Source organism: Mesorhizobium sp. B263B2A (assembly GCF_020165775.1).
Taxonomy (GTDB): Bacteria; Pseudomonadota; Alphaproteobacteria; order Rhizobiales; family Rhizobiaceae; genus Mesorhizobium; species Mesorhizobium opportunistum.
On the sequence record NZ_JAIUIU010000005.1, the window covers coordinates 193216 to 206876 of the forward strand.

The window sequence follows — 13661 nt, forward strand, 5'->3', positions numbered from 1 at the left end:
CGGCGCATACCCAGATAGACACGCAATTTCGAACCACGAGGCACCGATGGCTGGCGAGAAAGTGCATCTGACCGGGGAAAGGGAAACCTTGCTGATGACGCTCTACGGCAAGGCGCTGGAGAGCCGGCTGCCCAATTCGCTGCTGGAGGACCATTTCGCCGACGAGGCGGTTGGCAAGATCGACTATGATTTTGCCAGGCTCAAGGTCGACGTCAACCTCGGCATCGGCCTGGCGATCCGGGCCAAGACACTGGACGTCCACGTGCAGGATTTTCTGGCCAGAAATCCCGACGCCATCGTGCTGCATCTGGGTTGCGGGTTCGATACGCGTGTCTTTCGGGTCGATCCACCATCAGGCGTGGACTGGTTCGACGTCGACTATCCCGAGGTCATCGAACTCAGGCGCAAACTTTACCCGCCACGCGATCGCTACCATTTGGTCGGTTCGTCGCTGACCCATCCCGATTGGCTGGCCGAGGTGCCGCGCAACCGCGCAGCCATCGTCGTGGCGGAGGGGCTGACGCCCTATCTCTCGGCCGAAGAAGGGCCACGCCTGCTTTCGAGGCTTGTCTCCCATCTTGCCGGCGGCGAGTTGATATTCGACGCCTATAGCCGTTTCGGCCTGAAGCTGCTTCGCCTCAATCCGGCGGTCAGGGCGACAGGCGCCGAGGTCCATTGGGCGATCGAAGATCCGCACGAGTTGGAACTGGCGGTTCCGAAGCTGCGGTTCGTCGAGGATATCCCAGCCTACAAGCCCGAACACGCTGCTCGCATGGGCTGGCCCGCCAAGCTGTTCGTTCGCCTCTGGAAGCACATTCCCGCATTGCGCAAGATCGGCAGGCTTTTGCGCTACAGGTTCTGAAGTACGTTGTTTGCCGTAGTTCCCAAGGAAGGGCAAAGGGACTTCCGTCTCGGGTCGCTGTCTTGGTCCGATCGTTTCGGGCGGGTTGCTGGGGAACTTGCGTCCGGGACGTGAAAGGCCCTGACAATGACGCAAAACGGAAATCTCAAACGCCGCGTGCGTGCTCGCGCAGCTAAAACAGGCGAGTCTTACACCGCAGCTCTCAGACATATTCGGCGGGCATCGCCGGATCATCCCGACACCAAATCGGTGCCTCTGGCTGTCGCGCAAACGTCGATCTTCAACGATCCTCGCAATATTTCCGGGCTCCGGGCCAGCGGAATGGAAATGCGGGGCTTGATGCGTGACGCCCATAAAGCCGGGGCGCGACTTATACATTTTCCTGAGGGAGCAACGTGCTCTCCCAACAAGCGGGTTATGTCCGAGAACGGACCCCGCGAAATCGGCCCTTCTGATTGGGCTAGGTTTAATTGGGCGGTTCTACGTGAAGAACTGGACACGACCGGCAAGCTTGCGAGGGAGCTTAAGCTATGGACGGTGTTCGGGTCGGTCCATCAGCTCACCCCGCCGCATCGCCCGCACAATAGCCTGTATGTCATCTCTGATCGTGGAGAGCTGATGACTCGCTACGATGAGCGGATGTTATCGAACACGAAAATCTCCTTCATGTATTCGCCGGGGAAAGTTCCGGTGACATTTGACGTCGATGGTATCTGCTTCGGCTGCGCGCTCGGCATGGAGACGCACTACCCAGAAATATTCACCGAGTATGAACGGCTTGATGCGGATTGCATCCTGTTTTCGACCACAGGTGAGACGCCTTCCGCCGCGCCGGCTTTCGCAGCAGAGACGTTGGGACACGCCGCAAGCAATACGTATTGGATCAGCTATTCCGCCCACGCGCCGCAGAGCGTGGCCGCCCCTGCGGGAATCGCGGCACCCGATGGTCACTGGGCCGCCCAGTGCTCGTCGGATGGCGCGCCCGCTATTGCTGTAGCGGACATCGCCATTGATCGGGAGCATCCAGCGCGGCCGTGGCGGCGAAAGGCTCGTGCCGATCTTTACACCCCTCATCAGGTGAACAGTGATCCGAGGAGCGACGGCCGCACCCTGTTCTGACGAACAGGTATTGGTCAGCGGGGCGGTTTACTCCGCTGGCCATCCGGCGCACGGCAAGGACCTTGTCGCGGAAACCCTAAGTTCTGTTTCGCACTATTAGTTGCAGGAGAGCACTAAAGCGTGGTTCTTGACGATCTCACGCGAATTTTGCATTTTGAGATCACGCGCTACGCAGGGTGCACCGGCTTTGGGCCGACTGGGCAATGCCCGCCTGCGAACTTCAAAGGTAGCGCCTATGCCGAACCTCGAAAACCTTAAGAAGCAGGCCAAGCAGTATTTGCGGTGGCATCGCGAGCGGTATTATCCGATCGCGGCCCTTATCCGGGCGGCTTTGCCACGATTTCAGCACCTCGACGATACTCAGATACTGGAATCCAGTTTCAAGCTAATGGACGCGCAAGAACTTGTCGCACGTCAATTGGGATTCGAGGGATGGCAGGCGCTCAAGTCAGGAGCCCATGCCATGACGACTCAAAGCAAACAGAGCGCACCCCGCCCCATTCTGAGTTCCACCTCCGCGCAACTGTTCGTCTCCGACATCAAAGCTTCGTGTCGCTTTTTCGCGGACAAACTCGGCTTTGCAATCGACTTCGTCTATGGGGACCCACCATTCTACGGTGCGGTCACACGTGACAAAGCGCAGCTCGCGCTGCGGCTGGTCTGCGAACCTGTATTTGTTGACGATATACGACAACGCGAACATCTGCTCTCCGCCTCAATCACGGTCGACACCGCAAGCGAGATCAAGCGACTGTTTCTGGATTTCCAAGCCGCCGGAGTGGATTTTCACCAGACGCTCAAGAAAGAGCCGTGGGGTGCTCGAAATTTCATTGTTCTGGACCCGGACGGAAATCTCATACTGTTTGCTGGTCCGGCCGACTGAATATATCCTCGAATCTCCGGGCGCCGCCCTGGATTGTCGCGAAATTTCTAAATTTCGCGACATGTCGGCCGCCTTGCAACTGAAGGGGAATTTCTGTCGCGTAAGTCGGGCGCAGAACTCGGTGACATCGTGAGGACTTTTGCGACACCCTAGATGTTTGATCCCAGGCTTTGATGGCGCAACCCATCAAATCCTCTGCGCAGAGGTACTAGCGCGTCTTGGCGGTCGCCAGCGCCCGCGAAAAGGCCGTCGCAAAACTCTCGCGTGACTCGGGATCGAGAAAGCCGCCGATTGGTACGTTCTGGCCTTGCCCCTCGACCGTCATTTTGGTGATCCCGATCTCGGCGTGGCGGGCGACCGAAAACCTTGCCCAGAACGGATTGAAGCGATGCGCTTCCGATTTTCCGGAGGGGGCGGTCTTGCGGATGTCGAGGCTGGTGCGGGAGACCGACACCTCCTCGCGGGCGCGGGCAGCCCGATAATTGACGCGAAAGGCGATGTAGACGGCAACCACGTCGAGGCCAAAGAAGCCGAACACCGGCCAGGCGCCGCGCGACAGGAAAAACGCGCCCGTCACCAGCCAGCCGAACAGCAGCGCTCCCATCAGCACGAAGAAACCCGTCCTGCCCAGCGACCGGTGTGGGGTCAGCAGTGCCTGGAAGAATGGTTCGTCGGCCTGGAATGAGGCGTTTGTGTCGCTCATGACTGGATATTATAGGAAGGGAATGGCGAGCCCCAAGTCCAAAGAGTCTTCCATGCCCAAAAAAGAACTCGCTCCCGGCCGGCGTGACGGCTCGAACGCCAAACCACGCCCACGTCCGGCACGGGGTTCGTCGCGCTACAGCCCGGCCGAAGTGCACGAGATATTCCGGCGCTTTTCCGTCCAGCGGCCGGAGCCGAAGGGCGAACTCGAACACATCAACGCCTTCACGCTGCTGGTGGCGGTGGTGCTGTCGGCGCAGGCGACAGATGCCGGCGTCAACAAGGCGACACGAGCCCTGTTCAAGGCCGCCGATACGCCGCAGAAGATGCTGGCGCTGGGTGAGGCCAAGGTCGGCGACCACATCAGAACCATCGGTCTGTGGCGCAACAAGGCCAAGAACGTCATCGCGCTGTCCGAAGCGCTGATCCGCGACCATGGCGGCGCAGTGCCTGACGACCGCGATGAGTTGGTCAAACTGCCCGGGGTCGGGCGCAAGACCGCCAATGTCGTGCTCAACATGGCCTTCGGCCAGCATACGATGGCGGTCGACACACATATTTTCCGGATCGGCAACCGGCTTGGGCTGGCGCCGGGCAAGACGCCGGAGCAGGTCGAGCAGGGGTTGCTAAGGATCATCCCAGACGAATACATGCGCCATGCGCATCACTGGCTGATCCTGCATGGCCGCTATGTCTGCAAGGCGCGCAAACCGGATTGCCCGGCCTGCGTCATCGCCGACATCTGCAAGGCGGAGGTGAAGACGACCAGCATTCCGGCGCCACTGGTGCCGATCGCTCCGCTCGAAACGGTTGCCGCTGGTTAATAGCCGTAGCCGCGCGCCATCGCCGCCGCGAAGACCGGGATCAGCAGGAAGACGAAGGCTTCGGCGCGGATATAGGTCTTGACCGAAGCCAGTTCGCTTGCTGGCACGGCGAAGGCTGGATTGGCGCTGGCCTGCCTGTTCCAGGAGATGAAACGGATGGTCGGGATGATCGACAGCAGGCCGACAACACCAAACGCCGCCATCTTGGCCCAGAACACCCAGTTGTAGACGTAGAATTCCCAACCCTTGAGGCCCCAGAAGACACGGCCGATGCCGACGATGATGATCAGCGCAGCGATGATGCCATAGTGGCGGTCGATGCCGGCGAGCCGCTTGAGCGTGGCGGCGGCGAGGTCGCCGCGGATCAGCACGAACTCGGCGCCGATGATGCCTGCAAGGGAAAACACCAGCAGATGATGGACGATGGCAAGCACAAGGTCGGTGGTGTCCATGCTCGTTCCCTTGGTTTGATGACGGCACCAGAAGGGTGCTTGAATCTGCCTGCCGGGAAAATAACACTCCCGGACAAAATTCCCAGAGCGAGCTTGTGTAGCGCCACGGCGCCCTGGATGATGGCGCGTGTCGCCCTGGCCCTTGCGCCGCAGCGGCGATTTGATAAGCGCTGACGACCAGCGAGGCAGATCATCATGAACAATCCGCACGGCGTTCCGGTCATCGAGACGCAGCGAACCATCCTGCGGGCGCATCGGCTCGGCGATTTCGATGCCTATGTCGCCATGTGGGCCGATCCGATCGTCACCCGCTTCATCGGCGGCAAGCCACGCACGCGCGAGGAAAGCTGGATCCGCTTCCTGCGCCACGCCGGCCTATGGTCGCTGCTCGGCTACGGCTTCTGGGCCATCGAGGAGAAGGCGACGGGCCGCTTCGTCGGCGAGGCCGGTTTTCATGACCTGAAGCGCGATATCCAGCCATCGATAGAGGGTATCCCGGAGGCTGGCTGGGCGCTGGCGCCGACGGTGCATGGCGCCGGCCTTGCCACCGAGGTCGTCGGCCGCGTGCTTTCATGGGGTGAAGAGACATTCGGGCGCACGAAAACCGTCTGCATCATCGATCCGGAGAATACCGCCTCATTGAACGTCGCGACGAAGTGCGGCTACCGGGAAGTGGTTCGGACAAGCTATCACGACGCCCCGATGGTCCTGCTGGAGCGGCAGCCTTAAAACCGGGATTGGAGACCTTGGCCCGCCTTGCGGCGCAGCTTGCGCGCCTGATCGGCTCAAGGATCGGCGGTGTCGGCTGTGGCTGGAGTGCTTCTCGGGCCGAGCGCACCGCCGAGGCATCGAAGGGCTGCGGCATGGCGATCCCATAGCCCTGGGCATAGTCGACGCCGATCGCCGGCAGAGCGGCTGCGATGCCGTCGCTTTCGACGACCTCGGCGATGGTGCGCTTGCCCATGGCCTTGCCTCAGGCAGCGTCGACCGGCAGGGGCTCGGGAAGCTTCAAGGTCTTCACCAGCGTCGAGAGATCGGGCTCATCGATGAGCATCGCCGCGTCGGCCGGCGCCAGCCAGGCCCGCTGCCGCCGCTTGGCTTCCTGCCAGTCGGCAAGCTCTTCGGTCACTTCAAGCAGATAGACGATGACGTCGACGCGGACAAAACGGTTGGCCAGCCGCTTCCAGTAGGAATAGAGGCCCGCCGGCTGCTTCAGCGTCCTGCCGAGCACGCCGGCTTCCTCTTGCGCCTCGATGGTGGCCGCCTTGCGCCCGCTCTTGCCTTTCATTGGCCAGCCCTTGGGCACGATGAAGCGTCTCGTCGTTCTCGATGTGACCAGCATCACCTCGATGCCGCCGTGCGCGTTCAGCCGAAAGGGGATAGCCGCCACCTGGCGGATCCTCTCGCCTTTCTTGGCTTTGCGCACGGCCTTTTTCTTGGTGGCTGCCATTCGTAAAAATCCAGTCGGTGCAGTGCCCCATAGCGTGATGCGGCATCTTTGCAAAACCCAAACTGCCGCAGGGGCACTTGAAGGCCCCTACCATGTAAGTCGGCTAAATAAAAGAAGGTAGCCGCCTGTCAGCGGCAGGTGCTCACGGCGGTGTTGCCAATTATCTGCGTCTGACAGCTCGGCTTGACCCGCGGCACGACCGGCTGCGGCGGCTGGACGACCACGCGGTCCTGGGCACGATACTGCTGCTGCTGCTGCTGGAATTGCTGGCGCTGAACCCGGTTCTGCAAGGCCTGCAGGTCGTTCTGCTGGATCTGGGCATTGCCGTTGGCAGAGGGAATGACGATCTGCGCGGAAGCAGATTGACCAAAGCCCGCCAGGACCACAGCGGCCAATAGCGCCGCGGCAATGGCCGCCGGTGTTCGACGCGCTGACATTCGCTCGTTCCTGCAAAAAATCCTGTTCATCCCTTGCATATAGGGTGTTTGTCCGGCGATGCCATGGCCGGCACATGGATCGCCCTGGATTGCCTTCGCGGCGGCGGAGAATCTGCCCGGCAACCCAGCATTGCACTTGACGGAAGCGATCGATTCGCCGCTCTATCGGGTTGGCGCCGGTCTCGAAACGAATGGCGTCAATGGTGTCGGCGTGTCCGTCAGGTACAACGGCGCTTTCGGGGAAACGGTCAAACAGAATGCAGTCAGCACGTCTCTCAAGGTCAGTTTCCAGGCTGGCTCGAGGCGGAGCTGGGCGGGAGATATCTTGATGCGGAAGTCCGTGTATTTCGTGGCGATGCTGGGTGCCGCCTGCATCGCCGGCCTGCCGGCAGCGGCGGCGCAAACCAAGGGCGACAAGGTGGCGGCGCCGCCGGCAGCCGATGCGCCACAACTGCCCGGCGGGGCATCGGCACTGTCCGAAACCCATGGCGACTGGACCGTCAACTGCCAGATATCGGGCACGAACAAGATCTGCAGCCTGTCGCATCAACAGTTCAACAAGCAAAACAACCAGCGCCTGCTGGCGATAGAACTGTCGAGCCAGACCGGCGATGACGCGACGGGTACGCTCGCCTTGCCGTTCGGACTGGCGCTCGCCAAGGGCGTCAGCCTGACCATCGACGACCAGAAGCTCGACGGCAGCCTGTCATTCAACACCTGTCAGGCCGTCGGCTGCCTGGTGCCGGTGGCGTTCGATGCCAACACCACGCCGCTGCTCAAGACGGGCACGACGCTCAAGATCGACGCCTTCGCAGCCGATACCGGCCAGGCGGTGAGTTTCTCCATTCCGCTCAACGGTTTCGGTGGAGCGCTGGCTCGAACCGCGGAACTCCTGTCCAATTGACGGAGCAGTTCACTGTCAACGGAACCGGTGAACTGCTCTAACTCTTTGTTTTGACGCAATTCCCAAGGGAAAGCGCTACGCGCTTTTCCCGGGAAAACCGTTTCACACTTTCCCTGGAATTGCTCTGACGGCGATCGTTTTCAGCCGCTCGGCGATGAGGGCGGCGAGCCGTGCCGCCACCTCATCCTTGGTCATCTCGGGCCATTCCTCGACACCGGCCTCGGACACGATCCGCACCCGGTTGCGATCACCGCCCATCACGCCCGAAGCACCGATGCCGCTTTCCTGCGACACGTCGTTGGCAACGATGAAATCGGCACCCTTCTTCGAAAGCTTGGCCTCGGCGTTGCGCAGGAGATCCTGAGTCTCGGCCGCGAAGCCGACGACAAGGCGGGGTCGCTGCTTGTGGTGGCCGACCCCTGCAAGGATGTCGGGGTTTTCGACCATGCGCAGTACCGGTGGCCCTTCGCCAGCCACCTTCTTGATCTTTTCATCGGCTGAATTTTCGGTGCGCCAGTCGGCGACGGCGGCGACGAACACCGCCGCGTCGGCGGGCAGGAGCTGTTCCACCGCGTCACGCATTTCGCGCGCACGTTCGACATGGATGGTCGTCACGCCGGCGGGATCGGCGATGCCGACAGGACCGGAGACGAGGCGCACGTCGGCGCCAAGCCTTGCCAATGCGGCGGCGATCGCATGGCCCTGCTTGCCGGACGAACGGTTGGCGATATAGCGCACCGGGTCGATCGGCTCGTGCGTCGGGCCGGAGGTGACGATGATCTTGCGCCCCGCCAGCGGCTTGGGGCCGATATCGAGCAGCGCCTCGACGGCGGCCACGATCTCCAGCGGTTCGGCCATGCGGCCTTCGCCGGCCTCGTTGCTCTCGGCCATCTCGCCTTTGGCCGGGCCGACGAAGCCGACGCCATCCTTGCCCAGGGTCGCGCGATTGCGGCGGGTGGCGGGGTGTGACCACATCCTGGGGTTCATGGCCGGCGCCATCAGCACCGGCTTGTCGGTGGCGATGAGCACTGTCGAGGCAAGATCGTTGGCATGGCCATTGGCGAGCTTGGCCATCAGGTCGGCGGTGGCGGGAGCGACCACCAAAAGGTCGGCTTCGCGCGACAGCCTGATGTGGCCGACATCGTGCTCGTCATTGCGGTCGAACAGTTCGGTGAAGACATGATCCGCCGAGAGCGCGCCGACCGACAATGTGGTGACGAATTCCTGCGCCGCCAGTGTCATGACCACGCGCACCGCGGCACCGCGCTCGCGCAGCCGGCGGATGAGATCGAGCGATTTGTAGGCGGCGATGCCACCGCCGATGATGAGCAGGATGCGTTTGCCGGAAAGGGCGCCGCGCGGCGACATCTTGCCTGCCAGGGCGGCAGCCGGGATCGCCGTGCCGTGCACGCTGGTCAGCTCGCGCAGGGTCTTTTCTATCTGGTCGATACGGGCTGGCCCGATCTGGTCGATACGGGCCGGCCCGATCTGCCCGTCGACAGCGGCCCGGATCATCACCCGCGCCTGTTCTTCCATGGAACGGTTATTGTCCGCCGCCAGTCGGCGCAGCAGTTCCTTGACCTCATCGTCGAGATTGCGGATCGTGATGCTTGCCATATGATTGCACTTTGCCGAGATTGATCGATTGCAATGATATCAATGCAATCAAATGCTCGCAAGCTATGGCGCTATGGCGATAGCCGAGCCTAAAAGATCTTCCAGGCGATATATACCAGCGTCAGCGCGATCACCCACAGCGCGACACGGCCGGAGCGGCTGTAGCGCGCTTCGGCCTTGCCGATGGCGCGGGCGGTGTTCTCGTCGAAGCGCAGGCCGTGCTCGGCCATCAGGTCGATCTCGCGCGACAGCCGCTCGGTGCGCACCGCAAGCTCAGGCACCTGGCGAAGCAGCGCCAGCATCGCCTTGCCGCCGTCGCGCGCATCGGCCATCAGGCCACGCGGGCCGAGATTGCCTGATATCCAGCCGCCGACCACCGGCTCGGCCGTCTTCCACATGTTGAAGGCCGGATCGAGCGTGCGCGCCACGCCCTCGACCACCACCATGGTCTTCTGCAGCAGGATCAGTTCGGGCCGCGTCGCCATGTCGAAGAGTTCGGTGACCTCGAACAGCAGCGTCAGAAGCTTGGCCATCGAAATCGTCTCGGCCGGCTGGCCATGGATCGGCTCTCCGATGGCGCGGATCGCCTGCGCGAAAGCCGAGACATTGTGCTGGCGCGGAACGTAGCCGGCCTCGAAATGCACCTCGGCGACACGCAGATAGTCGCGCGTGATGAAGCCGTAGAGGATTTCGGCGAGGAAGCGGCGCTCCTTCTTGCCGAGCCGGCCGGCAATGCCGAGATCGACGGCGACGATGGTGCCGTTTGCCTCGACGAACAGGTTTCCCGGATGCATGTCGGCGTGGAAGAAGCCGTCGCGCAGTGTATGGCGCAGGAACGACTGGATGAGATTGGCGGCGATGGCCTTGAGATCATGGCCGGCGGCTTCGAGGCCGACAATGTCGTTCATCTTGACGCCGTCGACCCATTCCATGGTCAGCACGTCGCGGCCGGTGCGCTCCCAGTCGACGGATGGCACGCGAAAACCAGGATCATTCCTGGTGCTTTCGCCTAGTTCCGAGAGTGCCGCCGCCTCGAGGCGCAGATCCATCTCGATCCTGGTGGTCTGCGCCAGCGTCTCGGTCACCTCCACCGGCCGCAGCCGGCGTGACGACGGGATGTATTTCTCCTGCAGGCGCGCGGCGAGGAAATAACTTTCCAGGTCCTGGAAGAAGCGGCGGCGCACGCCCGGCCGGATCACCTTGACCGCCACCCTGGTCGCGGCGCCGTCCTGGACGGTTTCGGCGGCATGAACCTGGGCGATCGAGGCAGCGGCGACCGGATCGCCGAATTGCGTGTAGAGATCGCCTATCTTGCGCCCGAGAGAAGCCTCGATGGCGGCGACCGCCTCGACCTTCGGGAAGGTGTGCATCTTGTCCTGCAACATGGCGAGATCGAGCGCCATGTCGTTGCCGACGACGTCGGGCCTTGTCGCCAGGAACTGGCCGAGCTTGACGTAGGAGGGGCCAAGCCGAACCACCGCCTTGGCCAACCGGTCGCTGCGCTCATAGGCCAGTGCGCGGCGGCGGGTGAACAGGCGCGCCAGTCGCCAGCCGAGTTTCGGCAGGCCTGAGAGTTCCTCGCCCGGCAAGGCGGCGACGACGCCCTCGCGCACCAGCACCCAGCCGGCCCGCACCAGCCTGAAACCAGCGCCGACGCTGCTCATGGCTGCATCCATCCGGCCGGTTCAAAGAACAGGCAGGAGCCATATCGAGGATGGGAAACGCGGTGCAGCCTCAAAGCTTCCAGCCCGAATGCAATGCCGCGATGCCGCCGGAATAATTGCGGAAGGAAACACGGTCGAAGCCCGCGTGGGTGATCATGGAAGCAAAGTTTGCCTGGTTGGGGAATTTCGCGATCGATTCGACCAGATAGGAATAGGGCTCGCCGTCGCCGGTGACCATCTTGCCGATCCTGGGAATGGCGTTGAACGACCAGGCTTCATAGACTTTGTCGAGCAGCGGCATCTCGACCTCGGAAAATTCCAGGCACAGGAAACGGCCGCCCGGCTTCAGCACGCGGAACGCTTCACCCAGAGCGACGTCGATATGCGGCACGTTGCGAATGCCGAAAGCGATGGTGTACGCGTCGAAAGTGGCGTCGGCGAAAGGCAGTTCCTCGGCATTTGCCTCGACGAAGTCGGTGTTGCCGGACAAGCCTTTCTTCTGCGCCCTGTCGCGGCCGACAGCGAGCATCGAGCCATTGATGTCGAGCACGGTGGCATGTGCGTTGCCATGGCTTGCGTCGACGATGCGAAACGCGATGTCGCCGGTGCCGCCGGCCACGTCGAGCACCTTCCAGCCCACTCTTTTCGGAGGGTTCAGCCACGTCACCATGGCATCCTTCCATAGCCGGTGCAGGCCGCCCGACATCAGATCGTTCATCAGGTCGTAGCGGTTGGCGACCTTGTGGAAAACATCGTTGACCAGGGACTGCTTTTCGCCTTCCCCTACACGCTTGAAACCATAGGAGGTTTCCATGCCGCCCGCGGCCGTGGTTCTCTCAACTGACATTTTTTTGATCCGTCATAAAACCGGCGGGACCATAGCCGATCGATGGTGCGGGCGCTATTGTTTAAGGCGCGGTGTTCAGCCGCGCTTCCAGGTGCTGGTTTTCAAGGACCTGGACTGACCGACGGGATGTTTGAATGCCTTTGAAAGCGGAACTGCACTGCCACATCGAAGGGGCAGCGGCGCCCGAACTCGTCATCCGCCAGGCGCAGAAATACGGCAAGGATACCTCGCCCTATATCCAGAACGGTTCCTTCGTCTGGCATGATTTCACGTCCTTTCTCGCGGCCTATGACTTCTCATCCGATCTGTTTCGGACCGAGGAGGATTATGCGCGGCTGGCCGACCATTATCTGACCAGCCTGGCCCGCGACGGCGCCATCTATTCCGAGGTGTTCACCTCGCCGGACCATGCGGCGAAAGCCGGACTGTCGCCCAAGGCCTATACCGACGCGCTCGGCGAAGGCATGCTGCGCGCCAAGGCCAAGACGGGCATAGAGGGCCGCATGATCGTCACCGGCGTGCGTCATGTCGGCGTGGAATCGATCGAGCGGGCGGCGCGCTTTGCGGCGCGCTGCGGGCATCCGCTGGTCACCGGCTTCGGTGTCGCCGGCGATGAGCGCATCGGCGACATGGAGGACTATGTCAGGGCTTTCGAGATCGCCCGCGAGGCTGGGCTCGGCATCACCGTCCATGCCGGCGAACTGACCGGCTGGGAGACTGTCCAGGCAGCGCTCGACCACATCCGTCCCTCGCGCATCGGCCATGGCGTGCGCGCCATCGAAAACCCGGATCTTGTCCGGCGCATCGCGGACGAAGGCGTCGTTTTGGAGTGCTGCCCGGGTTCCAACATCGCGCTCAAAGTGTTCGACAGTTTTGCCGATCATCCGTTTCCGGCGCTCAAGGCCGCCGGCTGCAAGGTGACGCTCAACTCCGACGACCCGCCCTATTTCTGGACCTCGCTGAAGCGCGAATACGACATCGCCGCCGAACATTTCGCGATGAGCGAGAAGGCGCTGGCCGCCGTCACCAAAACGGCGATCGAGGCCGCTTTCGTCGATCGCAAGACCAAGTCCGCGCTTCTTGCCCGGCTGAACGCGGCGGCGCGCTGATTTCTGCGAAATCTGTGGTCCACCGAGCCCAGGCGGTTCCTTGGCCGGCGCATAGCCGCTAGGGTCGTCCGAGCTGCCTGCCGCGCCTGCGCGCATAGGGCGACACGCATGAGGAGAACATCATGAAGGGCGTCACCGTCGTCGACCATCCGCTTGTCCAGCACAAGCTGACCATCATGCGCAAGAAGGAGACCTCCACGGCCGGCTTCCGGCGGTTGCTGCGCGAAATATCGCTGCTGCTCGGCTACGAGGTCACCCGCAATCTCGAACTGACGACGACGACGATCGAAACGCCGATGGAGACCATGGAAGCGCCGACGCTCGAGGGCAAGAAGCTGGTCTTCGCCTCGGTGCTGCGCGCCGGCAACGGCTTGCTGGAAGGCCTGCTCGACCTGGTGCCGGCGGCTCGCGTCGCCCATGTCGGCCTCTACCGCGATCACGAAACGCTGGAAGCAGTCGAGTATTTCTTCAAGGCGCCGAGCGATCTGGCCGACCGGCTGGTGATCGTCGTCGATCCGATGCTGGCGACAGCCAATTCGGCGATCGCGGCGATCGACAAATTGAAAGAGCGCGGCGCCACCAACATCCGCTTCCTGTGCCTGCTGGCGGCACCCGAAGGCATCGAGCGCTTCACCACCGCGCATCCCGACGTTCCGGTCTTCACCGCGTCCATCGACCGCCAGCTCAACGAGAAGGGCTATATCATGCCCGGCCTCGGCGACGCCGGCGACCGCATGTACGGGACCAAATAATTTACCAAATGTTTACGCAACGGCGCGGTTTTAGCGCCC

Annotated in this window: 15 protein-coding genes; 8 read left to right on the forward strand and 7 right to left on the reverse strand. The window is 62.3% G+C overall.

From position 1 onward, the window contains the following. Positions 1–46: 46 nt before the first annotated feature. The 3 genes from LB568_RS11825 to LB568_RS11835 all read left to right on the forward strand — a co-directional run bounded on the left by LB568_RS11825 (position 47) and on the right by LB568_RS11835 (position 2864). Positions 47–862: a class I SAM-dependent methyltransferase gene (locus LB568_RS11825; protein ID WP_224730206.1), complete on the forward strand. Its 816-nt coding sequence runs from the start codon at positions 47–49 to the stop codon at positions 860–862. Positions 863–988: 126 nt separating this feature from the next. After that, a complete protein-coding gene (locus LB568_RS11830) occupies positions 989–1981 on the forward strand; it encodes a carbon-nitrogen hydrolase family protein (protein WP_224730207.1) in 993 nt (330 codons plus the stop codon). Positions 1982–2216: 235 nt separating this feature from the next. Continuing rightward, positions 2217–2864, forward strand: a complete 648-nt coding sequence (locus LB568_RS11835) for a VOC family protein (protein ID WP_224730208.1) — start codon at positions 2217–2219, stop codon at positions 2862–2864. A 208-nt stretch (positions 2865–3072) separates the two neighbouring features. On the opposite strand, the gene LB568_RS11840 is transcribed toward LB568_RS11835, so the two are convergent. After that, positions 3073–3567, reverse strand: a complete 495-nt coding sequence (locus LB568_RS11840; RefSeq protein ID WP_013893026.1) for a DUF2244 domain-containing protein — start codon at positions 3565–3567, stop codon at positions 3073–3075. Between the two features lie 22 nt (positions 3568–3589). Here LB568_RS11840 and nth point away from each other — a divergent pair, with 22 nt between their 5' ends. After that, positions 3590–4390, forward strand: a complete 801-nt coding sequence (gene nth / locus LB568_RS11845) for an endonuclease III (protein WP_140571047.1) — start codon at positions 3590–3592, stop codon at positions 4388–4390. Here the strand turns inward: nth and LB568_RS11850 are convergent. Next, on the reverse strand, positions 4387–4842 hold the full coding sequence (locus LB568_RS11850; protein ID WP_023779283.1) for a DUF2214 family protein: 456 nt from the start codon (positions 4840–4842) through the stop codon (positions 4387–4389). The two genes, nth and LB568_RS11850, sit on opposite strands and share 4 nt — an antisense overlap. A 195-nt stretch (positions 4843–5037) precedes the next feature. Here LB568_RS11850 and LB568_RS11855 point away from each other — a divergent pair, with 195 nt between their 5' ends. Further along, positions 5038–5571, forward strand: a complete 534-nt coding sequence (locus LB568_RS11855; protein WP_013893029.1) for a GNAT family N-acetyltransferase — start codon at positions 5038–5040, stop codon at positions 5569–5571. Between the two features lie 244 nt (positions 5572–5815). Here LB568_RS11855 and LB568_RS11860 read toward each other — a convergent pair whose 3' ends face one another. Further along, on the reverse strand, positions 5816–6292 hold the full coding sequence (locus tag LB568_RS11860) for an NUDIX hydrolase (RefSeq protein ID WP_013893030.1): 477 nt from the start codon (positions 6290–6292) through the stop codon (positions 5816–5818). Positions 6293–6420: 128 nt separating this feature from the next. Beyond that, the gene (locus LB568_RS11865) at positions 6421–6729 is read right to left on the reverse strand and encodes a hypothetical protein (protein WP_224730209.1); all 309 of its coding nucleotides are present in this window, start codon (positions 6727–6729) and stop codon (positions 6421–6423) included. A 328-nt stretch (positions 6730–7057) separates the two neighbouring features. Here LB568_RS11865 and LB568_RS11870 point away from each other — a divergent pair, with 328 nt between their 5' ends. Continuing rightward, the gene (locus tag LB568_RS11870) at positions 7058–7633 is read left to right on the forward strand and encodes an invasion associated locus B family protein (protein WP_224730210.1); all 576 of its coding nucleotides are present in this window, start codon (positions 7058–7060) and stop codon (positions 7631–7633) included. 102 nt (positions 7634–7735) lie between these two features. Here the strand turns inward: LB568_RS11870 and coaBC are convergent, their stop codons facing one another. The 3 genes from coaBC to ubiE all read right to left on the reverse strand — a co-directional run bounded on the left by coaBC (position 7736) and on the right by ubiE (position 11761). Beyond that, a complete protein-coding gene (coaBC, locus tag LB568_RS11875) occupies positions 7736–9250 on the reverse strand; it encodes a bifunctional phosphopantothenoylcysteine decarboxylase/phosphopantothenate--cysteine ligase CoaBC (protein ID WP_224730211.1) in 1515 nt (504 codons plus the stop codon). An 89-nt stretch (positions 9251–9339) separates the two neighbouring features. After that, the gene (gene ubiB / locus LB568_RS11880; RefSeq protein WP_224730212.1) at positions 9340–10914 is read right to left on the reverse strand and encodes a 2-polyprenylphenol 6-hydroxylase; all 1575 of its coding nucleotides are present in this window, start codon (positions 10912–10914) and stop codon (positions 9340–9342) included. A 70-nt stretch (positions 10915–10984) separates the two neighbouring features. Further along, positions 10985–11761: a bifunctional demethylmenaquinone methyltransferase/2-methoxy-6-polyprenyl-1,4-benzoquinol methylase UbiE gene (gene ubiE / locus LB568_RS11885; protein WP_013893035.1), complete on the reverse strand. Its 777-nt coding sequence runs from the start codon at positions 11759–11761 to the stop codon at positions 10985–10987. A gap of 134 nt (positions 11762–11895) precedes the next feature. Between ubiE and LB568_RS11890 the strand changes: the two genes are divergently transcribed. Both LB568_RS11890 and upp read left to right on the forward strand, forming a co-directional pair. Next, complete coding sequence (locus tag LB568_RS11890) at positions 11896–12870, forward strand: adenosine deaminase (RefSeq protein ID WP_013893036.1); 975 nt, start codon at positions 11896–11898, stop codon at positions 12868–12870. A gap of 122 nt (positions 12871–12992) precedes the next feature. Next, positions 12993–13622 carry a uracil phosphoribosyltransferase gene (gene upp / locus LB568_RS11895; protein WP_013893037.1) on the forward strand — a complete coding sequence of 210 codons (630 nt, stop codon included), beginning with the start codon at positions 12993–12995 and terminating at the stop codon, positions 13620–13622. Positions 13623–13661 lie beyond the last annotated feature (39 nt).